Genomic DNA, 25,413 nt, shown 5'->3' with positions numbered 1-25,413 from the left:
TCAAAATAAAAATTATAATTGATTATTTAATCCTTTTCCCCCAGACGGAACGTCCCCGGCTATCCAGACCGGTAAAGAGAACTGTTTCCGTTTCATTTTCCCAATCATGTCCGGCAAATACGATCAAGTCTTTTATATCTTCTCCATCAAGTGCCAACCGCAGAGATTGCTTTGCATCTGTAAAATCCCAGGTTCCTTTATTCTCTCCCAGTTTTCCATCTTTCTCCAAATGTAACAAACGAGACATGTTCCATTCTTCATCTTGCAGTTCACCCTCACCCCACAATATTTGTCCTGCTTCCAACTGGCGTTCATACAAAGGTTCCTGCACACGGATAATCTCCCACTCACCAGCTAAATCTGCAGCGGAGAACTTTCGAGATTTACTACCTGCATAACGTTCAGGAGATACTACAGGCCAACCCTCTTCCGTAAAGAACACTTGACGTATATGAAGATCCATCATCTGATTCTGTGGAGACAAACGACCTTGATGAGCCATAAAATACTGTCCATCGTCTGAAGTAAACACCGCACAATGCGCTGTTCCGGCCCAACCCGGATGATTTTTGAAACGGTAAGGCGCCGTTAGTATCGGAAAGTTATTGGTAGTATCTTTCAATTCCTTACCAAAGTAATCCATAAAAGGACCTTCTGCTTTATCTGAACGTCCGACACGCACATTGTAAGTCGTCATCAGCGGATCATAGGAAACAAACAGGAAATATTCTTTTAATTCAGGATTATAAATAATCTCAGGTGCTTCCAGATTATCCTTCTTGTAATTAGCACGACGAGCTACCAAGTGTCCTCTATCTCCTTCTACCAAAGGAAGTCCGGTTTCAGGATTCAATTCCACGCAGTACAAACCACCAAAGAACGAACCGTAGTGCATCCACCACTTCCCATTTGAAGGGTCTACAGTGATACTGGGGTCAATGGCATTCATGGCTGTCGTATCGTCTGTTTTAACAACACAACCTGCCAACGTCCAAGGACCTTCAGGCGAATCAGATTCTGCTAATCCGATATAGGATGTCTTCCGCCCGAAAGCCGATACGCAATAATACAATCTATACTTATTGTTATAAGGAATAATATAGGGAGCCCATATATTTGTCGCTCCATGTCCATCAGCATGGGCACGCACCCACTCTACCGCTTCCTGCGGAATTTCAGGAAACGCCCAGCCAAGGAATTCCCAATTCACCAGATCTTTAGAACGCCGCATCTGAATAAACCCCAAAGGGACTCCTTTCTCTTTCGCTTCTTTACGGTTTTCACGGAATATTGCATCTGTAGAATACATATAGTAATACTCACCCATCTTCCGGCATGACGGATCATGTACATTATAAGTTCCCCACGATTGATAATTCTCCATAGAAGACAGTGAAGAATAATCATCCGCCCACGGGTTAGGTGAGGCGGTAGGCGTAAATACAGAGGAGGTACAGCCAGCGAACAGGCTGCTCATCAACACAACAGCTACACATAACAAGTTTCTCATACTATCAGTAAATTATAAATTCTGTTGCAAAAATACGCCCGGGCCAGCATGGTAAGGTGGACAAATGAACATTTGAGGTGGACAATCCAGCAATTTAAATTAAAAACAGTTGGTCTAATTTTAAACATTATAAATATTCTTCTAACTTTGCCTTTAATAATACAAATTATATGAAAAGACACAACCTTTTATACCTTATTATATATATCAGTTTCATTACACCGTGTGCTCTGCAAGCACAAGAGCGTTTCACTGACCAGTACAATGTCTCGTACATCACCATGGATGATGGACTCCCACATAATTTTATTGATGATATTTACAAAGATACCCGGGGATTTCTTTGGATTTCTACTGCCGGAGGAGGACTTTCCCGATATGATGGCTACGAATTCATTCATTTCAATCCCAATACCTCCCATTGTAAGCTAAAAAGTAACTTTATACTAAATGTATATGAAGATACCTTTCAACGCCTTTGGATCGTATCTGAAGGAGGAACAGACATTATTGATTTATTGACTTTGCAACCTATCATCCCGAATGACCCCAAAGGACTGCTGACCATCTTATTAAACCAACCAGCATACACTGTGATACGCGACTCACAGAATTCTATATGGTTGCAATGCGGAAATGCACTCCATCGGATTACCTTTAATACAAAGGGAGATGTAGAAAGCCTGTCTACATTAACATTGCCTCAATTAAACGAACCGGATCTCGTATTAAAGGACATTGATGAAGACGGAAAGATATGGACCGCAATAAATGGCACAATCTATAAAATCATTCCGAATAATCAGGGAGAATTAGAAAAAAGCCATATATCAGAGAAACTAACGTTCTTACCTGATACCTATCTGAAAGATATGTTAGCAAAAGAAAATGAAGTATGGATAGCCACACATGCAGGATTGTACCGCTATAATAAAAACAGTAACGCAATAAAGATTTACGAGAATATTCCTAATGACCCACATTCCATTTCGCAAAATTATCTGACCAGCCTTGCTATCACCAACGATAAACAGTTGATTGCAGGTACACTCCGTGGTGCAAATATTTATAATCCAATTACAGACAGTTTCGAACATCTCACCCATAATTCTACCGGCAACAGCCAATTGAATAGTAACTTTATCAATTGTATAAAAGTAGACGGAAAACATATATGGATCGGCACTGAAAGCGGAGGAATCAACAAACTCGCACCCAAACGCTTATCTATACACAACTACATACATGATAAAGAAATCCCCTCAAGTCTGTCTGATAATCCGGTAAATGTCATTTATGAAGATAAAGAAAAGAACTTATGGGTAGGCACTGTGGAAGGAGGCTTGAACCTGAAGAAACAAGGGACTGAACAGTTTTTCCATTACAGATGGGAACGTGGTGAGATAAGTCATAATTCTGTCAGTAGCCTTGCCAGTGACAACCAAGGTCAGTTATGGGTAGGTACTTGGGGCGGTGGAATCAATATTATGAATCCCAAAGCACTGAGTCGTCCCCTTCAAGTCATATATACACATCCAGAAACAGGATTTCCATTATTCTTCATAGCAGTACTTGTTTATGACCCTATCAATAACGGGATGTGGGTAGGTGCCAATCGGGGGCTCTTTTTTTACGATATGGCAACTCAGAAATTCATTTCCCCCTTTGCTAACCAGATGGCAGAAAATGTACGTGGTTGCCTCGGTGCCCTCATCGACAAAGAAGATAAATTATGGATAGGCAGCACAGAAGGAGTATATATTATAGACCTTCATTCCCGCTCCGCTAAATCAGAGAAAGGAGAGTTCCAGTACCGACATCTCAATTATAAGTTGGACAATCCCCAATCAAAGCTAATAGAGAAGATTAGTTGCTTCTGCGAAACGACAGATGGAACACTGTGGCTGGGTAGCAACGGATATGGTATTTATAAAAGAGTTGTTGATGACCAAGGCAAAGAAAAATTCATTTCTTATAATACCACCCAAGACCTAATCAACAATAATGTCCGGAGTATGCAAGAAGGCATAGACGGTAATATCTGGATAGGAACAAATAATGGACTTTCCTGTTATCACCCGATAGAGAACCGTTTTACGAATTACACGAAACAAGATGGGCTACCCGATGCTCAATTCTACTGGAACGCCTCATGTCATTCGTCAGACGGAACCCTCTATTTTGGTACTGTCGCAGGGCTCACAGCCATTGAAAGCAATTTTCCGCCTAGTATAATTCAGCCAGCCAATGTAAGATTCACTAAACTAAGAATCGGGAATCAAGATATTCTTCCCGGTAACATATATCTATCCCAAGATATTGCTGTCACTCAGGAACTAAAATTTCATGAAAAAGAGAAATCATTTTCTTTGGAATTCTCAGCCCTCAATTTTGAACCGGATAATACGGCCACATATAGCTATCGCCTTCTCGGATTTGAAGATAAATGGGTACAAGTACCTGGAAACCGACGATTTGCAAGTTATACAAACCTGCGTCCGGGAACTTATACCCTGCAAGTAAAATATACGCCCGACGTAGAAGATGGAGCAGAGAACATCACACAACTAAAAATCATTATCCAACCCTACTTCTATAAAACCACTTGGTTTATCTTATTACTTATCGGTTTCGCTTTATTAATCACCTGGCAAATTTATCAATGGCGTATACGGAACTTCAAGCAACAAAGAGAACTGTTGCATCGCACAGTGGAAGAACGTACATACCAACTGGAACAACAAAAGCAGCTATTGGAGAATCAAACGGAAGAACTCTCCAGGCAAAACAACACACTAAAACAACAAAACGAAAAAATCACCCGGCAGAAAGCTCAATTAAGTCGTATGGCACGCAAAGTTCAAGAGTTGACATTAGATAAGATTGCCTTCTTTACCAATATTACACATGAATTCCGTACCCCGATAACCTTGATTATCGGCCCCATCGAACGTGCTCTTAAACTGAGTTATAATCCGCAGGTAATAGAACAATTAAACTTTGTAGAACGTAACTCCAAATATTTATTATCCCTTGTCAATCAGTTAATGGACTTCCGAAAGGTAGAATCCGGTAAGCTGAATATAGTAAAGACTAAAAGTAACTTTCTGAATTTTATAAACTCATTACTCACTCCTTTTGAAGTGTTTGCCGGAGAGCGGAATATCGCGATTAAGCACTATTTCCATATGAAAGATCCTGAAATCCGTTACGATGAGGAAGCTATGCATAAAGTAATTACCAATCTACTAAGCAATGCTATTAAATTCACTCCCGATAATGGAGAAATATCCGTATATATAGCTACATTACCGACAAAAGAAAGTAAGGAAGTACTATACCTCTGCGTCAGTGATAGTGGGACAGGCATTCCGAAACAAGATATAGAGCAGATATTCAACCGCTTCTACCAATCAAAGAAGCAAGTGAAGTATCCTGTATACGGGCAAACCGGTACTGGCATAGGGTTATATCTCTGTAAACGTATCGTACTGATGCACGACGGAGACATAAGTGTCCGTAATAACCCCAGTTCTGGCTGCTCTTTCCGCATCCTGCTTCCATTACCCAAGGAAGAAGACATAAACGATCAGCTTATCATTGAAAATAACATTCCGCCTACAACACCCGCAACAGCAGACGACGAGTTGCCCAAAGAAAAAGTGGCTTTAAATATTCTGGTTGTAGAAGACAATGCTGACATGAGAGGATATATCCGTTCTATTCTCCGCGATTATTATAATGTACTCGAAGCTTGTAACGGTGCAGAAGCCATTGAAATACTAAACAGGCAATCGATAGATTTCATTGTCAGCGACCTGATGATGCCAGTAATGGATGGTATAGAGCTGTCACATCGAGTAAAAGAGACTTTTGCAAACTCACACATCCCTTTCCTGATGCTTACTGCCAAGACATCACCGGAAGCCCGTCTGGAAAGCTATCGCACAGGAGTAGACGAATATCTTCTAAAACCTTTTGATGAGACTCTCCTATTAACCCGTATTGAAAATATTCTGGAGAATCGGAGACGCTACCAGAGACAATTCAGGGCAAATATGGATGTTGAAGTACTAAATATAGAAGAAGAATCAGGAGACAAGAAGTTTATCAACCAAGTGATGGAAGTAGTGAAAGAACACTATAAAAACCCCTACTTCGAAGTCAGCGACTTCAGTGAAGCTGTTGGGGTAAGTAAAAGTCTCCTAAACAAAAAACTGCAAAGCCTCATCGGACAGTCTGCCGGACAATTCATCCGTAACTACAGACTGAATACTGCCCGGGAATTGATTCTCAAAAATCGGGAAACAAAACAGATGAACATTGCTGAAATAGCATATGAGGTAGGTTTCAATGACCCCAAGTATTTTGCACGTTGTTTCAGTAAACAATTCAATATGAAGCCCAGTGATCTGATGAATGAAGAAGGTAATAACTAATAGAAATTACAAAAACGACGTACAATAAATAAGATTTATAGCCACTTTTTTCTGCTAATAATCAACCTTTTACAAAAAGCAGGTTTCTTGTCAACAAGGAATTAACTTTCTGTATACAAGAAGTTAACTTCTTGTTGGCAAACTCTTAACTTCTTGTATACAGAAATATTGTTGCTTTTATATTTATTTACAAGAAGAGATAACTGTACCCATTTACAAGATTGATTGGCAAAATAATCATTCATAAGAGGTCTCTTATACGTCAAGAATTATAATAATTGTAGTTTTTACACTCAAATACTCGTTTGTCCACCTCTAATATTCGTTTGTCCACCCCTAAAAGTATGTTTGAGCGTACTTTTGCATCACTACTTAATGTATCAAGTAAGTAGAATAACTAATTGTTAAACCAATAATATCTGTATTATGAAGACAAGAAAATGGCCGGTACCCATTCTGGCGGCATTTACAGTCCTTTCATTTTGGGCCTGCGAGGATTGGGGGCAAATGGATCCTCCGGCAGGAAATCAGAAAAATCCCAAATTAGAGCAAGTCGCAAAGATTACTTTTGAGGATAAAGATTTTGATCCTCAAAGCCTCAACTATTATGCCTACGAAGGCGGAGACATAGCTGAGATTGAAGACGACAATGTACACGGTAAAGTACTTCACCTACCTGATGGTTATGCCCGTATGTTCAATCCACTGAATAGTGTGGAAGCACAGAATGGTGTGTCACTGACATTCTGGGTGAAGCAGGCACTTCGCATTGACGAAGAAACGGAAGAAGAATTGGAGCCGGACTTGGTCGGTGCCCTCTTCTCTTTCCAAAACAGCAACGGCACACAACGCATGTTCCTCACCGCAAACGGCTGGCTGAAGTATGAAGGTGTGGATGGTGAATACGAGGTCAACAACCCCGAAACGAACAAAGTATCCAAAAACCCATTGTTGTTACCCGCCGGAGAATGGCACTACATGGCCATTACTGTCCGCAATGACGGTTACAGCATCTATGTGGATGGCAAACAACGCATCGACAAGACCGTAGAGAAATCAAACTTTGACTTTGGAAAGATTGTACAGTTCATGGCCGCTACACCTTATATATATATAGGTTATGGTTCAGACTCTCACACACAAGAGATGTGGATAGACGATATCGCAATTTACCGCAACCAAATTACCGACAGTCAATGTCAAATGCCGAACATAGGCGGAGAAGAGGGAGCATTCGAATATCTTGTCGGCGATCCCATCATCACTGTAGGCGCAGAAGACAACTCGGCAGCTTGGTGGACAGCATTCTCCAACTATTTCAGAATGCCCGCTGACGGCAATATGAAGTTCAAATTCACCAACCACACCAGCGGTGCTGGCAACTGGAATAACTGGTGCTTCTGTCTCTGTACCGATGCCGAACGAAATGGCAGTGACTATGCCGAATACTTCGTTATCCGCTCCGACCTATACGGATGGGGTGACAGCTATGGCTCAGGTATATGGACCAACGAAGGCTATGGTGACTGGGATGCTTTCCGTGCTGATATGGAAGGTGCAGAAGTGACTGTGACCGTCCAACGTAGCGGAGCAACGGCAACTGTAGAGGCAGTAGCCAAAGCCATCAACGGTAACGTGTACAAAGAAACTTTCACCACCACTTGCGGTGACGGCACACAAGTAGTCCGAGGCTTCTTTATAATGGATGGTTCACACATCGTATTCGACACTGAGGAAACCACAGCATTAACCACAGTGCCACTGACAAAGACGACTATCGGTGCCGAGGACTGTTCGACTGCCTGGTGGACAGAATTCTCAGACTATTTCCAGATCCCCGTCGGACAGAATTTGCATCTCGAATTCGAGAACCACACCAGTGGTACTGGCAACTGGAACAACTGGAATCTCTGCCTCTGCACTGATGCCGAACGGAATGGCAGTGACTATGCCGAATACTTCGTCATCCGTTCCGATCTTTACGGATGGGGTGACAGTTATGCCTCGGGCACATGGACTAATGAGGGCTATGGCGACTGGGATGCTTTCCGTGCCGACATGGAAGGAGCCACAGTAGTCATCGACATTCAGCGTAACGGTGCTACGGTGACAGCCACTGCGATAGCTACCGGCAAGAATGGCAATGTGTATAAAGAAGTTTTTGTAACAGACTGCGGTGATGGAAACCAGACAGTACGGGCATTCCTTATCGTGGATGGAGCTCATCTCAAGATGGATAAATCCAACTGCTATCTGTACACTCCGTTATTCAAGTAATAACCTCTATAAACAAGAATATATTATGGACAACAAAAAAATCACAATATCAGCAGCCCCGCGCTTGGCGGGTATGTTGCTGGCATTCGCCTTCCTGCTGACCGGACAAATGCTCTTTGCACAATCCAAGCAAGTGACAGGCGTAGTGAAAGATGCCACCGGTGAAACTGTTATCGGTGCCAGTGTACTAGAAAAAGGTACTACCAATAATGGTACTATTACAGACTTTGACGGTAACTTCAAATTAACTGTTGGCAATCCTAATGCCACATTACAGATTTCATTCGTTGGTTATCAGACACAAGAAGTCAGCCTGAATGGGAAGAATTCTATTGTAGTCACTCTGAAAGAAGATTCTGAAATGCTGGAAGAAGTAGTGGTAGTAGGCTATGGTGCACAGAAAAAGGAGAGCGTGGTAGGTGCCATCTCACAAGTATCTTCCAAAGAATTACTCCAATCACCTGCTGCCAATGTATCCCAAGCTATAGCTGGTAAAATTTCAGGTGTTATCACCTCACAGACTTCCGGTGCTCCCGGTTCAGATGACACGCAGATCTATATCCGTGGTCGTGCCACATTTGCCGGTGATGCCCAACCGCTTGTTTTGGTAGACGGTGTAGAACGTGAATTCTCACAGATTGCTCCGGATGACATTGAAACAATCTCTGTATTGAAAGATGCTTCGGCAACAGCCGTTTATGGTGTACGTGGTGCAAATGGTGTAATGTTGATTACCACCAAACGTGGTAGAGAGCAAAAGCCTGAAGTAAGTCTGACCGCCAACTGGCAGATTCAAAGTCCGACACGCACAGATACTTACCTGAACTCTTACCAGTCAGTGAATTTGCTGGAAGAAGCCCTCGCTAACGACGGCCTTCCTTCACAATTCTCTGCCAGTGACTTGGAAATGTATCGCAAGTCATGCGCCGGTGAGCTGAGCGGTTTGGATGCAATGCTCTATCCCAACGTAAACTGGTATGATGAAGTTCTGAAAAGTTCTTCTCCGGCACAGCGCTATAACGTTAGCGTACGTGGTGGTACCAAGCGTATGCGTTACTATGCTTCCGGTGAACTATACGACCAGAAAGGTCTGATCAAGAATCTGAGCAACGACAAGTATGGCAACTCTTCAAGTCCCAGCTTCCGTCGTTATGCATTCCGCGCCAATATGGACTTGTTCTTGACGAAAGACCTGACTTTCTCTGTCAACTTCGGTACCCGTTTCGAAGAGCGTAAAGGCTCCAATACTACCGAAAGTGCTAATTATAGCCAGATATTTTATGAAATGAATCATACTCCCGGATGGCTCTTCCCCGTATCTACAGTAGTACAAAACGGTGAAAAACAAGAAACGATCTATGGAGGTAGCTCACAGTATCAGAAAAATATCGTAGCATCCTTAGCCAAAGGCGGTTATTACAAAGCCACCAATACCATCAACGAAACTAACTTCATCCTTGACTACAAGATGGATTGGCTGACTGAAGGATTAAGCGTAAAGGGTATGGCTTCATTCGACTACGACTCTTACGACAAAACTCTGTACGGAGCTAGTTTTGCCACTTATGAGCTGAACAACCGTGACGATTTCGGAAACATCGACGCCTATAACCGCTTCAATACGGATGGCGAATTAGCTGGTAGCAAAGATTCTTATACGATTTATAAACTCTACATGGAAGCTCAAATCAACTATGCCCGCAAATTCGGTAAACATGATGTAACAGCTATGGCGCTCTACAATCAGAATGATTATCGTTACAGAGCTGACCTGGCTAAACGTTATCAAGGTTTAGTAGGTCGTGCCACTTATAGTTACGACGATCGTTATCTAGCCGAGGTGAACTTTGGTTACAACGGTTCAGAAAACTTTATGAAAGGTAAACGTTTCGGTTTCTTCCCTGCTTTCTCTTTAGGCTGGCGTATCAGCAATGAATCTTTCATGGAGAATACTAAGGATTGGTTGAATAACCTGAAACTTCGCGCCTCTTACGGTGAGGTAGGTAACGATGTATATACTGTGAATGGAGTAGCCCAACGTTTTCTCTATGAGGAAAAATGGAGCCAGATCAGTAATGATTATATGTTCGGTACCAGCGGCCAATCCGGCATCTACGAAACACAATATCCTAACTATGCCGTTACCTGGGAACGTGCTCACAAATACAATGTCGGTTTAGAGTTCGGATTGTGGAACGGATTGTTGAATGGTAATATCGACCTTTTCCACGAAAAACGTAACGATATTCTTACCAACTATCTGACACGTCCGGAATGGGTAGGTGTAACGATGGCAGCCGGCAATTTAGGTGAAACCGTCAACAGTGGTTTTGAAATCGAGTTGAAACATAACAACCGTATCGGCAAGGACTTTCAATACAACGTTGGTCTGACCTTCTCTCATGCCAAGAATGAAATTAAGAACATGGATGAACCGGCACTGAAAACAGACTACCGCAAACGTGAGGGTCATCCTATTGGCCAGTATTATGGACTTGTATGCGACGGCTTCGTAACAGCTGCTGACTTGGCTGATCCTAATTTCCCGACATCAACCTTTGGTAATGTACAGGTAGGTGACTTGAAATATCGTGATATGAACAAAGATGGTTTTATCGACGAACGGGATGAAACATTCATCGGTTATAGCGATGTACCCGAAAACACATATGCACTGACCTTAGGATGCAATTATAAAGGCATTGGTTTCAGTGTAATGTTTCAAGGTGTCGATCACGTAAGCCGTTATTATGATGCAGAAGCGATGTATGCTTTCGTCAGTGGCGGTAAAGTAAAGGAGCATCACCTGGATCGTTGGAATCCCGCTAAATCGGAATCCGAGAACCTGGCAAGCGCTAAGTATCCATTGCTGCACTATGACAGCTACGGTGATCACAACCAACGCCAGAACTCCTTCTTCCTGAAGAATGGTGCTTTCATGCGTCTGAAAAACATCGAATTGAGCTATACATTGCCCACCCAATGGGTAGAAAAAGTAGGCATGAGTGACTGTCGCCTCTACGTAAACGGTAACAACCTCATCACTTGGGATCATCTGGATGATTTGTGTGACCCGGAAAGCAACGGTTCCAACCGCTATCCGATTATGAAGACTGTGAACTTTGGTGTAAACATTAAATTCTGATAGAAAATGAAAAAGACATTATTATATGGCATTTTTGCCCTGAGCATCGCCTCTGCCACACTTACTTCCTGCGAAGATATGTTTGGAGGCTTCCTCGACAAGCAACCCAGTAATGAGTTGACGGGTGAAGAAGTGTTCGGCGACTGGAACTTAATGACACAGTTCCATTACGATACTTACAACTTCCTGCGTCACGGTGCCTGCCGCATCAACCATTCTTGGTTGGATGCCGCTACAGACTTGGCAGAAACCAGCTATGCAACCGGTGGTGTACGTACCACATTTAATATAGGTAACTATTATGGTAGCGGTGGTTCAGCTGAGCTAAGTGCCACTTGGGAACATTACTATCGCGGTATCCGTAAATGTAACATGATAATTACACGTATAGAAGATGTACCTAGAAATCCGGATTTGCCAGAAGATAAGCATCTTGAGTATAAAGCCAACTACATCTCTGAAGCTCGTTTCCTCCGTGCCTGGTTTTATTGGGAACTCTTCCTGCGTTACGGTCCTATTCCCATCGTAACAGAAGTACTCGATCCGAATGGTGATTTATTGAGTGACTATAAAACTCGCCCCAATATAAAAGAATATGTGGTAGACTTTATCCTGAAAGAACTGAGTGAATGTGAAAGCGGTCTGATGACTTATGCTGATGCTTCTGATAAAACTCGTGCCGGACGTATCGGGCAGCCTATGGCCCGCGCGCTATATAGCCGTATTATGCTGTATATGGCAAGTCCGCGCTACAGCAGCGAATCAAGCATCACGTGGCAACAAGCGGCCGATGCAGCAAAAAGTTTCATCGAGACCTATGGCAGTAACTACTCGTTGATGCAAGGTACAGACTCAAAGGCAGCATTAACCAATGCCTGGTTATTAACTCCATATGAAGAAAGCAATAAGGAAATGATTTTCTATCGTAACGATGGAACCATCTCATGGAATAACATTCGCTATGACGTCCCGGTAGGTGAAGGAGGTGATGGTGGTCTTTGCCCGTCGCAAAACCTAATAGATATGTATGACATGATTGACGGTAATTCTCCTTTTCAGGAATACGACGAAACCGGAGCCCCGGTCTACAACGGAATCAATCCGATTATCAATACGGCAAGTGGTTACAATGATGCCAATATGTGGGCCAACCGCGACGGGCGTCTGGCAGCATCCGTTCTTTATAATGGTGTATCCTGGAATAATGGTGTAATCAATGTCGTCAAAGGACAGCGTGACAATCCTATAGGTAATGCCAACGCAACCCCGACCGGCTATTATGTACGCAAATACATTCCGGAAACCATTCTGAGTGCAGACCACAGTGGTAACTCACGCCGTCTCTGGACGATCATCCGTTATGCGGAAATCCTGCTGAATTATGCCGAAGCACTGAACGAAGTGCAGGGCCCCTGTCAGGAAGTATACGATCAACTCGACCTGATTCGCCATCGTGCAGGCATCACCGGCAATGTTGCCGACCGTACAGATCTGAACACCAAAGAGAAAATGCGCAACTTCATCCGCAAAGAACGCACGGTAGAATTGGCATTCGAAGAACATCGCGCATGGGATGTACGCCGCTGGAATGTAGCAGAAGAAGCATTGGGACGAGATATCATCGGTATTGATGTAGCCGCTAATGGTACCATCACCCGCAAAGTAGCCCAGAAGCGCGTATTCCAAAAGAAGATGTACCTCTATCCTATCCCTGAAGGGGAATACTGGAAGACAGGAATTGAAAACAATCCGGAATGGTAATCCTTAAATCAAATATTGAATATGTATAATTTGAATCATATCATAAGAAAATTAACAGGAGCAGGCAAAGCCTTGCTGCTGGGAATCCTGCTCTTTGCGACCGGTACAGTCTGGGCACAGACTACACAAACATTGAAAGGTCGCATTGTGGACACCGAAGGCAACCCAGTTGCCGGAGCCGTAATAAACGTCGCAGAAGAAAGCCGAATCGTCCTTTCCGACGAAAACGGTTACTTCAGTCTGAAGAACGTAAAAACGTCTGATGAAATCTGTATCAGCAGTGTGGGATACAAAAACACACAAGTAGCGGTAGACTTCAACGAGGGATTCAAAGTGGAATTGGAATCCGACCTTGATGAATACCTCCACACCACTCCTATAGCATTCGGACGCAAAGCCAAAAAACTGGTGACCGAATCAACCTCTGTAGTAACTGGCGAAGAACTTCAAAAGCACCCTATCACCGTGCTCCAGAATGCATTCACCTCTACCGTTACTGGTATGGAAACTTACGAATGGTCCAGTGAACCGGGATGGACGGAAACAGCCATGTATATCCGTGGTATCCGCACCATGAACACCGGAGCCCGTGCCCCACTGGTTATTGTAGACAACATGGAGCGTGACCTGTCTTTCCTCGATGCATTTCCTATCGAGAATATCACCATCCTGAAAGATGCCGCAGCGACTGCTATCTACGGTATGCGTGGTGCCAATGGCGCAATTTTGGTAACTACTAAACGCGGTAGTGCCGGAAAAACAAACATTGACTTCACTCAGGAAGTAGGCTTCCAAATGTTGAGTAACAAGATGGAAAATCAGAATTCTTACAATATGGCTCTGACACGTAACCGGGTAAAATACCTGGATGGACAAGACCCTATGTACACTGATGAACAGATTGAAAACTACCGCCGCGTATGCAACGGAGAAACGCTTGAAGGAATTGACCAGTATAGATACTTCAACACCAGCTGGGCCGACGAACTCTATCGCGAAACGGCCCCCATGTACAAAACCAACCTGCAAATCAGTGGAGGTAATGAACGTGCCCGCTATTATGTTTCATTCTCTTACCTCCGTCAGGAAGGTATGTGGAATGACAAATGGACTAACTATAACAAAAACTACAATACCGGTCATACACTTAACCGCTGGAATTTGCGCTCGAACATCGATATTGACATAACTAAGCATCTCAATGTATCTCTTGACCTGGGTGGTCGTATCGACAACATTACTCAACCGACGGAAGGTGTATTCAATTTGACTACATTCGGTGTTGTTGAAGCTAACCCTATGGAACCTGTATTTACGCCGAATGGTCAGATTTACGCATCTGCCACAGCCCAGAACGCTGGCCGTTACCTTGCCGCCTCCGGTCAGGAAAAAAACCGTCGCCGTAATCTGTACTCTACAGTAAATGTCAATGGTGATTTGAGTCCGTTATTGAAAGGTCTAAAAGTAAATGCAACCATTAGTTTCGACTCTTACGAGACATTTGAATCTACTCAGAGAAACAGTGTGAATTCATATTACTATGATTATATGAATATGGATGTAACTGACCCTTCGCAATTCACATATAAACAACACACCACTTATTCTGCCTTGAGCGATCCTACGCCCAATCAGCGTGAATTCTATTACAACCTGAACCTGATAGGTGGTCTGGGCTACAGCAATAAGTTTGGTCAACACACTATCGAAGCCCGTGCTTTTGCCCGTGCTTACCGCAACCAGCCCAATACGTATGTATCTTCCAACCGTTACCTTTCATACAACGGACAGGTAACTTACGACTATGCCAACCGTTATATCTTCTCTGGAAACATTTCACGCATGGGTTGTGATAATTTCAGGGAAGACCAACGTTGGGGAACTTTTTATGGTGCATCCGCAGGTTGGGTAGCTTCCGAGGAATCTTGGCTAAAAAACAAGAATATCAACCTTTTGAAACTTCGTGTTTCTTACGGTCGTTCCGGACAATCCACGACAGGTGGAGGTCGCTATGCGTATCAGAATACATATGGTTCTGCTACCGGTTACGGTTTTGGCTATTCCGGTTCCTATGTCAACGGATTTGCGGAAACGATGGCAGGAAATGCCAATAACAAATGGGAAATATCGGATATGCTGAATATCGGATTGGACTTCGACTTCTGGAACAAAAAGCTCTATGGTGCAATCGATGTATTTAAAGAATGGCGTTCCAATATTTTAGTCACTCGTACCAGTGTACCTTCTCTCTTAGGAATCTCTGTTGCGCAAGACTCCTATGGAAAAGCCGAAACAAAAGGCTTTGAAGCCACTCTCGGTCATCGCGGGCACATTGGTAACTTCAATTACTACATTGAAGGTATGGTGACCTACAACACCAATAAAATTACCGAAATGGACGAAACAGAACCTAATGTGGAATGGCAACGCAAAACCGGCAATCGTATTTATGACTATACTTCTGTAAACGGTTTGTACGAAAATGCATTCAATAACGGTGTCGGCGGTTGGAACCGCTACAAATTCATCCAATGGGCCAGCGATCCTAACCTGATTGCAACCAGCCAGCAGGATGCTATCGATCATCCAGAAAAGTACCCGTACAACTCAGCTTCCAATGGTGCACAACTACTGGGTACAGCCGTATTCAAAGATTTGAATGGTGACCGCCAAATTGACTCCAATGATATGATACCGGATACTTACACCATTATCCCGGAACTGATACCGACCGTCAACCTCGGTATTGAATGGAAAGGCTTCGACGCACGCGCCGTATTCACCGCTTATCTAAACCGTGACGTATTCCTTTCTCCAGCTGTAGCCTGGTCGGGATGGGGTAATCAAGGCACCCATGAAGTAGTAAAAACATGGGGTTATTATACGGATGATCCTCTTGACCCGCGTAACATAAACGCCACCTATCCACGTCCGACTTATGGTGCCTTTAATGCCATTGATAGTGACCGTGCCACAGGAACTTATCAGAATGACATCTGGATTGTGAATGGTAATTTCTTGTCACTCCGTAACGTCGAAGTAGGTTATTCATTACCCAAACGGTTGATTGCAAAGGCCAATCTGACCAAGTGTCGCCTCTACTTTAGCGGATATAACCTTTGCACATGGAGTAGCGTACCCGATGGTTGTGACCCGGAAAAACCGATGAGCTACGTATGGTGGTATCCAAAAACCCGAACATTTACATTCGGTATAAACATTGGTTTCTAATATGAAAAACAGAGAAATTATGAAAAAAGTATTCAGATATATGGCAGCCACATTGCTGGCTGTAAACTTCACCTCTTGTAGCGACTTTTTAGACAAAGAGGTAGACTTGAGTTTGGATGCGGAACAGGTGTTCCAAAAATTTGAGAATACCCGCGGCTATCTGGCAAATATCTATACCTACCTTCCAGATGCATTCGTAGGTTATACGGATGGGCAGTTCCGTGGTGCATCACGTGACTGCATGACAGATAATGCACTCTCTTTTTGGAGTGTACATTACTATCACAGTGTATTGACAGACGCTTATCCGGCAACTAACCATCCGTTTGCTGCGGATTTCTGGCCCAAGAACTTCAAAGGTATTCGTGCTGCCAATAACTTCCTGAAGTACGCTCGCGAAAGCGTTGTAAAGAATACCGAAATGGATGGCGATGACAACCGTTTGTACGACCGTTACATGGCTGAAGCCCGACTGCTACGTGCCATCTTTCACTTCGATCAAGCCAGTTGGTTCGGCGATATTCCTATCGTAGGCGAAGATGAAAACGGCGAACCCATCATTTTCGAATACACCAATCCGGAACAAATGAACATGGCACGCACCAATTGTGCCGATGCGCTAAAATGGATTGCTGACGAATGTGATAAGATAAAAGATGTGCTACCATTCCGATATGCACAGGAAGAACTGAACTGGGGACGCGTGAATGGTGCAGCAGCCTATGCCCTGAAAGCAAGAGCATTGTTATACAGAGCATCGGCCTTGCACAATCCCAATAATGACGCTACCTGGTGGAGAGAAGCTGCAACGGCTGCAACGGATTTTATCACAAAGAACAAAGCTCAAAGCAATCCGTACAGACTGTATACTACGACAGATAATGATCCGAACAAGAACTATTATGAATGTTTCATTTCTACACCTCACCTGAACAACGAATACATTTTGAGCCGTTCAGAGTGGCAAACCCGTGAAATTGAACTATTCCTAGCTCCCTGCGGATTCAGTGGCAGTGCGAAATCAACCGGACGTACTGGTCCGACACAGAACCTGGTGGATAGTTATGAGACTAAAAATGGTCTCCCTATAGATAAAGATCCGTCTTACGACCCACAGAATCCGTACGCCAATCGTGATCCACGCCTGGAACAAACCATTCTGCATCATGGTTCTATTTGGGGAGATGCTAAACAAGATGAAGAACGTGAAGTAGATGTTACTTATGGTTCCGGCAAAGATTATCATGAACTGCATGGTGGAACACTCACCGGATACTACACCAAGAAATTCCTGAATAATATGTCGTTCAAGAGCCCGACTACCTACACGCATGCCTGTCCTATCTTCCGCTATGCAGAAGTATTACTGAATGCCGCTGAAGCCATCAACGAAGCAGAAGGCCCAGATAATGCATATCAATATGTAAATGAAGTGCGTGCTCGTGTAGGCATGCCACCCTACAGTGGAATGAGTCAGTCACAGCTTCGTGAACGTATCCGCAACGAACGCCGCATCGAACTTTGCTTCGAAGATCACCGTTTCTTCGACGAACGTCGCTGGAAATTATTCGAAGGCAGAAGTGCCGCCAGCGAAAAGAGTCTGCCCTACTACCAGCAAGTTTATAACCTTTACGGTGTAGCTGTAACTCCGGGACAAAGTACAGTGTTCAATTACGGTCCGGCTGAAATGCACCAAACACGTGCTTTCAACAGCCCGAAGAACTATTACTTCCCCATACCGGATGCCGAAATCAAGAGATTGCCCAACTTGAAACAAAATCCCGGTTGGGAAATGAGTACCTCTTCAAGTAATGAGACAGGGACACCTGCTGAATAATCAAAAAACATTGTAACTACCCCGGATGATCCAATATCATTCGGGGAGTTACCTAAACTTATTAAAACTCCGAAAATATGAAACTTAATAAATGGTTAAGCATACTAGTGGTGAATTGCTCACTGCTAATCGGTTTTACCGCTTGTGACGACGATGATAATGATAGTAATGAACTCTCTCTCAGTGCACCTATACTAACTGAAATTGCTGCTCCTACTGCTATAGCAACTTCTGATGTAATAGTCAGCCAACAAGATTTGGATGAAGGCACTATCAGAGTAATGGCCTATGGTTTCTGCTATAATACTTCCAAGAATCCGACTATCTACAGTGCTACGGTAAAGACACTTCCTGAAAATGGTAAAATGGAAGCTACACTAACAGACTTGACTGATAATACCGTATATTATGTACGTGCTTTCGCAACTCTCTACCCCAACGGAGTAGTGTACTCGCCAGAGGTGGAAGTTACGATAGGGACAATTGCACCGGAACCAGAACCGGAAACGCCTGCTGAATAAGACTATACTGGAGGGTGTGTCAAAAAGCTTTTTGACATATCCTCTTGTAGCTGAAAGTACTAATTATTAATAAAGAATTATTTATGAAGTTCTCCAAATGGATCCTATTACTGATTGGCAGTTTTCTCTTATCAGGAGCATGCAGCAGTGATAGTAATGAACCCGATACAGATGAGACAACCGTTTCTATTTCAACTCCCTCTGTAACCAATGTCACGGATGATAAAGCAAATATAATTGCGACTATCACGACAAATACCCCCTCTGCAATTTTAAAGAAAGGTATTTGTTATGATACTCAATCTAATCCGACAATTTCCAGCCGGACTGTTGAAATGAGTAGTGCAGGTCTGTCACTCAACCTGACGCTATCGGACCTTGAGCCTGAAACGAAGTACTATACCAAAGCTTTTGCGACCGTAGCTAATGGAAATCCGGTTTATTCATCAGAAATCACATTCACTACAGAATCCCGCAGTGTTACTTCCGAATTGGACAAATATATAGCCCCTTCCTATTCTGACGATTACACCAATATTGCAGGCTGGAACAACAGAAATCAATGGAATTTAGCCAACGTGCATGACCCAAGTGTAGTATTAGCCGAAGATGGGTATTATTATATGTACCAGACAGATGCTTCGTATGGTAATGCACATGAAGTCGGCGGACATTTTCATTGCCGCCGTTCCAAAGACCTGGTAACCTGGGAATACATGGGAGGCACCATGAAAGCACTACCCAATTGGGTTATTCCTAAATTAAATGAAATACGTGCCGGCATGGGACTGAGTGACGTTCAGCCTGATACTAAAGACTTTGGTTATTGGGCACCTTGTGTCCGGAAAGTCAGAAACGGTCTTTACCGCATGTACTACTCCATCGTCTGCCCAGGCCTGCTCAACGGCGAAGGAACCTGGGGGGAACGTGCCTTTATCGGCATGATGGAAAATTCTGATCCTGCCAATAATGAAGGATGGGAAGATAAAGGATACGTCATTACCAATGCTTCGGATAAAGGATTAAATTATAACGTTCAGGCAAATGACTGGGCAAACTGTTACTATAAATGGAATGCAATCGACCCAAGTTATATTATCGACAAAGACGGTAAACACTATTTGGTTTACGGTTCATGGCATAGTGGTATCGCAGCATTGGAAGTAGATGCAACCACCGGAAAACCACTTAATGTATTGCCCAACCCCTGGGGAACGGAAGCCGATATAGCTTCTTACGGACAGTTACTCGTAACCCGCCAAATAGGAGATCGCTGGCAGGGATCTGAAGGACCGGAAATTATCTATAATTCGAACACCGGATATTACTATCTATTCATGGCTTATGATGCATTGGATGTACCTTATAATACACGCGTATGTCGTTCCCAAAATATTCTGGGTCCTTACTTAGGCATTGACGGGACAGATCTTACCAGATTTGGCGGAGAAATGCTCCCCATCGTTACACATCCTTACAAATTCAACAACAGTAATGGCTGGGTAGGTATCTCTCACTGCGCCATTTTCGATGATGGAAACGGAAACTGGTACTATGCCTCACAAGGACGTTTACCTAAAGATGTACCAGGCATCAATAGCAGTAATGCCGTGATGATGGGACATGTACGCTCCATCAAATGGACGAGTACAGGATGGCCGGTAGTGATGCCGGAACGTTACGGCGCCGTACCTCTGGTACCCATTACAGAAAATGAGCTGGTTGGGAATTGGGAACATATAGATCTCTCCTACTCTTACGGAAAACAGAAAACATCCAATACAATGACACTTTCTGCCGATCATAAAGTAACCGATGGTTCCTGGAAAGGCGCAACATGGAGCTATGATACAGACAACCAACGTATCACATTCAGCAATGGAGTAGAAGTATGCCTGCAAAGAGAAGCAGATTGGGAAGCCAGTCCGAGAACTCACACAATTGTCTATGCAGGATATACCAACAGTAAAACATATTGGGGTAAAAAGAAAAAATGAGATAAGTTCCCGCCCATATCCGGATAGGATTTGAGCCGTATCTAGTCCGTATCTGCTCCGTATCTATACACTTGGACTTGGTAGGGAGTTGGTATGGAGTTGATACGGACTTGGTAGGAAGGGGGTGAATCTGAGCTCTAAAAACAGCCTCAAATTCCCAATCACTGAGTCTGTTTTTTTACTTTTATGTTACATAACATATACAGGTGTAGTTAATACACTCAAATAAAGTGTTACTTTTACACCCAAAATCGGATAATTATCTCATTTACATTAAAAATAGAACCATGAAAAACAGTTTTCTACTTGCAGGAATTGCCGCACTGATGTTATCTGCGTGCAATAACAAGCCAGCTCAGGAGTTGACTTTGTCCGGTCTGAATCCGGTGAATTTTCAAACAGAAGTGAACAATGCCAAAACGGATCTTTACACCTTAAAGAACAAGTCGGGCATGGAAGTGTGCATCACTAACTTCGGTGGTCGTATCGTTTCTATTATGGTTCCCGATAAAAACGGGAATATGCAGGACGTTGTTCTGGGTTTCGACAGCATTGCCGACTATGTAAACATCCCGAGTGACTTCGGCGCTTCTATCGGCCGTTATGCAAACCGCATCAACCAGGGAAGAATCGTATTGGACGGAGACACAATCCAATTACCACAAAACAACTTCGGACACTGCTTACATGGCGGTCCTAAAGGCTGGCAATACCAAGTATATGAAGCCAATCCGATTGATGAAACGACTCTGGAACTGACTCGTATCTCACCGGACGGTGACTCTAACTTTCCCGGCAACGTAACTGCCAAAGTTCTTTTCAAACTAACAGATGACAACGCTATAGATATAAAGTATAGCGCTACTACAGATAAGAAAACAGTCATCAACATGACTAACCACTCTTACTTCAACTTATCCGGTAATCCTTCAAAAGCTGCAACAGATCATATCTTATATGTAAATGCAGACAACTACACTCCGGTAGACAGTACTTTCATGACCACCGGAGAAATCGTAACAGTGAAAGAGACTCCGATGGACTTTACTACACCTAAAACAATAGGACAAGATATCACAAACTTCGACTTCGTTCAGTTGAAAAACGGAAATGGCTATGACCACAACTGGGTACTGAATACGAATGGAGACATTGCTCAATTAGCTGCAAAACTGACTTCACCTGAAAGCGGCATCACTCTGGAAGTATATACCAACGAACCGGGTATACAAGTTTATACCGGCAACTTCCTGGACGGAACTGTAACAGGCAAAAAAGGCATTACTTATAATCAACGTGCTTCCGTATGCCTGGAAACACAACACTATCCCGACAGTCCTAATAAGCCGGAATGGCCTAGCGTGGTATTGGAGCCGGGACAAACATACAACAGCGAATGTATTTTCAAATTCTCAGTAGAGAAATAATAGTTAACTTTTAAATATTAGAATTGTGGAAGCATTAGATTGGATCGTAATTGGAGTCTTCGCTTTAGCTCTGATTGGTATTATTGTTTGGGTTGTCAAACAGAAACAAAATGACTCAGCGGATTATTTCCTGGGTGGACGTGACGCTACATGGATTGCTATTGGTGCATCTATTTTTGCATCGAACATTGGTTCGGAACACTTGATCGGATTGGCAGGTGCCGGTGCATCCAGTGGTATGGCTATGGCACACTGGGAAATCCAGGGATGGATGATTCTTATTTTGGGATGGGTATTCGTACCGTTCTATTCAAGAAGTATGGTATATACGATGCCGGAATTCCTGGAACGTCGTTATAACCCGCAATCCCGTACTATATTGTCTGTAATCTCCTTGATCAGTTATGTATTGACTAAGGTAGCGGTTACGGTATATGCCGGTGGTCTGGTATTCCAACAGGTATTCGGCATTGAAGAACTCTGGGGAATCGATTTCTTCTGGATTGCAGCGATCGGTCTGGTTTTGATCACTGCATTATATACAATCTTCGGTGGTATGAAGTCAGTACTTTATACTTCTGTATTACAGACACCGATTTTGTTGTTAGGTTCACTGATTATCCTTGTACTCGGTTTCAGAGAACTGGGTGGATGGGACGAAATGATGAGAATTTGTGGTGCGGTAACTGTTAATGATCAGGGCAACACCATGACGGAATTAATCCGTAGCAATAGTGATCCGAACTTCCCTTGGTTGGGAGCATTAATCGGATCAGCTATCATCGGTTTTTGGTACTGGTGTACTGACCAGTTCATCGTACAACGCGTTCTTTCAGGTAAAAACCAGAAAGAAGCACGCCGCGGTACTATCTTCGGAGCTTATCTGAAATTGTTGCCTGTATTCTTGTTCTTGATTCCGGGTATGATTGCTTTCGCACTTCATCAGAAATACCTCGGTGCAGGTGGTGAAGGTTTCTTGCCGATGCTCGCTAATGGTAGCGCCAATGCCGATGCAGCTTTCCCGACACTGGTAGCTAAGTTGTTGCCGGCTGGTGTGAAAGGTCTGGTGGTTTGCGGTATTCTTGCAGCTTTGATGAGCTCATTGGCGTCTTTGTTCAACTCATCCGCCATGCTGTTTACAATTGACTTCTACAAACGCTTTAAACCGAAAACTTCTGAAAAGAAACTGGTAGTTATCGGTCAGATGGCAACTGTAGTGATTGTAATTCTGGGTATTTTGTGGATACCTATCATGCGTAGCGTAGGTGATGTACTTTATACTTATCTGCAAGACGTACAGTCTGTATTGGCACCGGGTATCGCCGCAGCTTTCCTGTTGGGTATCTGCTGGAAGCGTACTTCTGCACAAGGTGGTATGTGGGGATTGATCGCCGGTATGGTAATCGGTCTGACACGTCTGGGAGCAAAAGTATATTACAGTAATGCAGGAGATGTAGCTGGTGGTACATTCAAATATCTATTCTATGATATGAACTGGTTGTTCTTCTGCGGATGGATGTTCCTGTTCTGTATCATTGTAGTGATAGTAGTCAGTCTGGCAACGAAAGCACCGTCTGAAGAAAAGATACAAGGATTGGTATTCGGTACCTCTACCCCGGCACAATTGGCGGAGACACGCGCCAGCTGGAATCATTGGGATATTATCCATACGGTTATTATCCTGGGTATCACTGCCGCTTTCTATATCTATTTCTGGTAAAATAGTTACAAGCTACGGGCTACAAGTTACGAGTGTCATTTGGCATGATAGCGTAGCCACTTGTAGCTTGTAGCTCGTAACCCGTAACTTAAAGATATATGACAAATAACTATTATAGTTCAAATCCGACCTTTTACGTTGGCATCGACTGCATCATCTTCGGTTTCAACGAAGGAGAACTGAGCCTGTTATTGCTGAAACGAAATTTTCAGCCGGCAATGGGTGAATGGTCTCTGATGGGTGGATTCGTGCAACAAGGTGAAAGTGTGGATAATGCGGCCAAACGTGTACTGGCGGAACTCACCGGTTTGGAAAATGTATATATGGAGCAGGTAGGGTCGTTCGGCGAAGTGGAACGTGATCCGGGAGAACGGGTGATCTCTGTTGCTTATTATGCATTAATCAATATCAATGAGTACGACCGCGAACTGGTGCACCAGCACAATGCCTACTGGGTAAACATCAATGAATTACCACCTCTGATCTTCGACCATCCGCAAATGGTGAAACAGGCACGGGAATTGATGCAGCAAAAAGCATCCACAGAGCCCATCGGCTTCAACCTGTTACCGAAGTTATTCACGCTATCTCAACTGCAAAGCCTCTACGAAGCTATTTACGGTGAACAGATAGACAAGCGTAACTTCCGTAAACGGATAGCCGAAATGGACTACATTGAAAAAACAGATAAGATTGATAAAACAGGTTCCAAACGCGGAGCTGCCTTATACAAATTTAATGAAAAGGCATACCGTAAGGCACCGAATTTTAAACTGTGATAGAGTGATAATGTGATAGAGCGATATCGCCTTTACCGCCCTATCACATTAACACCTTATCACATTAACAAATGAAATTATGCTGGAAGAACTGAAAGAAAAGGTATTCCATGCCAACCTTGAACTGGTGAAGCATGGACTGGTTATCTTCACCTGGGGAAATGTATCGGCTATCGACCGTGAAACGGGACTGGTAGTCATCAAACCCAGTGGTGTAAGTTATGACGATATGAAGGCGGAAGACATGGTAGTGGTGGACCTCGATGGCAAGGTAGTGGAAGGACGATTGAAACCGTCTTCAGACACTCCGACCCACGTGGTACTCTACAAGGCTTTCCCTGAAATCGGCGGTGTGGTACACACCCACTCTACTTATGCTACTGCCTGGGCACAAGCCGGATGTGACATTCCGAATATCGGAACGACACACGCAGATTACTTCCACGATGCCATACCTTGCACGGCAGATATGACAAAGGAAGAAGTGGAAGGAGCGTATGAAATGGAAACCGGAAATGTAATCGTGAAGCGCTTTGAAGGGCTGAACCCCGTACACACGCCGGGAGTACTGGTAAAGAATCACGGCCCCTTCTCTTGGGGAAAAGATGCAAACGATGCTGTACACAATGCAGTGGTAATGGAACAAGTGGCTAAGATGGCAAGCATTGCTTATGCTGTCAATCCGAAACTGACCATGAATCCGCTGTTGGTGGAAAAGCATTTCAACCGCAAGCATGGGCCCAACGCTTATTATGGACAGTAATTTAAT

At 43.6% G+C, this 25,413-nt stretch carries 13 protein-coding genes; 12 read left to right on the top strand and 1 reads right to left on the bottom strand.

The window, feature by feature from the left end; translation table 11 throughout:
• Positions 1-22 precede the first annotated feature (22 nt).
• The gene (locus DWW10_RS11345) at positions 23-1,477 is read right to left on the bottom strand and encodes an arabinan endo-1,5-alpha-L-arabinosidase (RefSeq protein ID WP_476374699.1); all 1,455 of its coding nucleotides are present in this window, start codon (positions 1,475-1,477) and stop codon (positions 23-25) included.
• A gap of 203 nt (positions 1,478-1,680) precedes the next feature.
• On the opposite strand from DWW10_RS11345, the gene DWW10_RS11340 reads away from it, so the two are divergent.
• The 12 genes from DWW10_RS11340 (at position 1,681) to DWW10_RS11285 (ending at position 25,407) form a co-directional block, all read left to right on the top strand.
• The gene (locus DWW10_RS11340; protein ID WP_022392524.1) at positions 1,681-5,949 is read left to right on the top strand and encodes a hybrid sensor histidine kinase/response regulator transcription factor; all 4,269 of its coding nucleotides are present in this window, start codon (positions 1,681-1,683) and stop codon (positions 5,947-5,949) included.
• 426 nt (positions 5,950-6,375) lie between these two features.
• Positions 6,376-8,226 carry a LamG-like jellyroll fold domain-containing protein gene (locus DWW10_RS11335; protein ID WP_022392526.1) on the top strand — a complete coding sequence of 617 codons (1,851 nt, stop codon included), beginning with the start codon at positions 6,376-6,378 and terminating at the stop codon, positions 8,224-8,226.
• A gap of 73 nt (positions 8,227-8,299) precedes the next feature.
• Positions 8,300-11,371: a SusC/RagA family TonB-linked outer membrane protein gene (locus tag DWW10_RS11330; RefSeq protein ID WP_118487050.1), complete on the top strand. Its 3,072-nt coding sequence runs from the start codon at positions 8,300-8,302 to the stop codon at positions 11,369-11,371.
• Between the two features lie 6 nt (positions 11,372-11,377).
• A complete protein-coding gene (locus DWW10_RS11325; RefSeq protein ID WP_118421297.1) occupies positions 11,378-13,132 on the top strand; it encodes a RagB/SusD family nutrient uptake outer membrane protein in 1,755 nt (584 codons plus the stop codon).
• A gap of 21 nt (positions 13,133-13,153) precedes the next feature.
• Positions 13,154-16,363, top strand: a complete 3,210-nt coding sequence (locus DWW10_RS11320) for a SusC/RagA family TonB-linked outer membrane protein (protein ID WP_022392529.1) — start codon at positions 13,154-13,156, stop codon at positions 16,361-16,363.
• 19 nt (positions 16,364-16,382) lie between these two features.
• A complete protein-coding gene (locus tag DWW10_RS11315; protein WP_118421406.1) occupies positions 16,383-18,200 on the top strand; it encodes a RagB/SusD family nutrient uptake outer membrane protein in 1,818 nt (605 codons plus the stop codon).
• 77 nt (positions 18,201-18,277) lie between these two features.
• Positions 18,278-18,721, top strand: a complete 444-nt coding sequence (locus tag DWW10_RS11310) for a hypothetical protein (protein ID WP_022392531.1) — start codon at positions 18,278-18,280, stop codon at positions 18,719-18,721.
• 83 nt (positions 18,722-18,804) lie between these two features.
• Positions 18,805-20,718 (top strand): arabinan endo-1,5-alpha-L-arabinosidase, encoded by a 1,914-nt coding sequence (locus tag DWW10_RS11305; RefSeq protein ID WP_022392532.1) that lies wholly within the window; start codon positions 18,805-18,807, stop codon positions 20,716-20,718.
• A gap of 287 nt (positions 20,719-21,005) precedes the next feature.
• Positions 21,006-22,145 carry an aldose epimerase family protein gene (locus DWW10_RS11300; protein ID WP_022392533.1) on the top strand — a complete coding sequence of 380 codons (1,140 nt, stop codon included), beginning with the start codon at positions 21,006-21,008 and terminating at the stop codon, positions 22,143-22,145.
• A 25-nt stretch (positions 22,146-22,170) separates the two neighbouring features.
• Positions 22,171-23,865, top strand: a complete 1,695-nt coding sequence (locus DWW10_RS11295; protein ID WP_022392534.1) for a sodium:solute symporter — start codon at positions 22,171-22,173, stop codon at positions 23,863-23,865.
• A gap of 98 nt (positions 23,866-23,963) precedes the next feature.
• The gene (locus tag DWW10_RS11290) at positions 23,964-24,644 is read left to right on the top strand and encodes an NUDIX hydrolase (protein ID WP_007217736.1); all 681 of its coding nucleotides are present in this window, start codon (positions 23,964-23,966) and stop codon (positions 24,642-24,644) included.
• A gap of 79 nt (positions 24,645-24,723) precedes the next feature.
• Positions 24,724-25,407: an L-ribulose-5-phosphate 4-epimerase gene (locus DWW10_RS11285; RefSeq protein ID WP_022392535.1), complete on the top strand. Its 684-nt coding sequence runs from the start codon at positions 24,724-24,726 to the stop codon at positions 25,405-25,407.
• The last annotated feature ends 6 nt before the right edge of the window (positions 25,408-25,413 follow it).

The organism is Bacteroides intestinalis (assembly GCF_003464595.1).
Taxonomy (GTDB): Bacteria; Bacteroidota; Bacteroidia; order Bacteroidales; family Bacteroidaceae; genus Bacteroides; species Bacteroides intestinalis_A.
The sequence above is the reverse complement of the archived record's forward strand: the minus strand, read 5'-3'. Positions and strand labels throughout refer to the sequence as shown.

Excerpts from the sequence above, each read along its gene's own strand:
- DWW10_RS11345 (WP_476374699.1), bottom strand. The coding sequence starts at position 1,477 with ATGAGCAGCCTGTTCGCTGGCTGTACCTCCTCTGTATTTACGCCTACC.
- DWW10_RS11340 (WP_022392524.1), top strand. The coding sequence starts at position 1,681 with ATGAAAAGACACAACCTTTTATACCTTATTATATATATCAGTTTCATT.
- DWW10_RS11335 (WP_022392526.1), top strand. The coding sequence starts at position 6,376 with ATGAAGACAAGAAAATGGCCGGTACCCATTCTGGCGGCATTTACAGTC.
- DWW10_RS11330 (WP_118487050.1), top strand. The coding sequence starts at position 8,300 with ATGTTGCTGGCATTCGCCTTCCTGCTGACCGGACAAATGCTCTTTGCA.
- DWW10_RS11325 (WP_118421297.1), top strand. The coding sequence starts at position 11,378 with ATGAAAAAGACATTATTATATGGCATTTTTGCCCTGAGCATCGCCTCT.
- DWW10_RS11320 (WP_022392529.1), top strand. The coding sequence starts at position 13,154 with ATGTATAATTTGAATCATATCATAAGAAAATTAACAGGAGCAGGCAAA.
- DWW10_RS11315 (WP_118421406.1), top strand. The coding sequence starts at position 16,383 with ATGAAAAAAGTATTCAGATATATGGCAGCCACATTGCTGGCTGTAAAC.
- DWW10_RS11310 (WP_022392531.1), top strand. The coding sequence starts at position 18,278 with ATGAAACTTAATAAATGGTTAAGCATACTAGTGGTGAATTGCTCACTG.
- DWW10_RS11305 (WP_022392532.1), top strand. The coding sequence starts at position 18,805 with ATGAAGTTCTCCAAATGGATCCTATTACTGATTGGCAGTTTTCTCTTA.
- DWW10_RS11300 (WP_022392533.1), top strand. The coding sequence starts at position 21,006 with ATGAAAAACAGTTTTCTACTTGCAGGAATTGCCGCACTGATGTTATCT.
- DWW10_RS11290 (WP_007217736.1), top strand. The coding sequence starts at position 23,964 with ATGACAAATAACTATTATAGTTCAAATCCGACCTTTTACGTTGGCATC.
- DWW10_RS11285 (WP_022392535.1), top strand. The coding sequence starts at position 24,724 with ATGCTGGAAGAACTGAAAGAAAAGGTATTCCATGCCAACCTTGAACTG.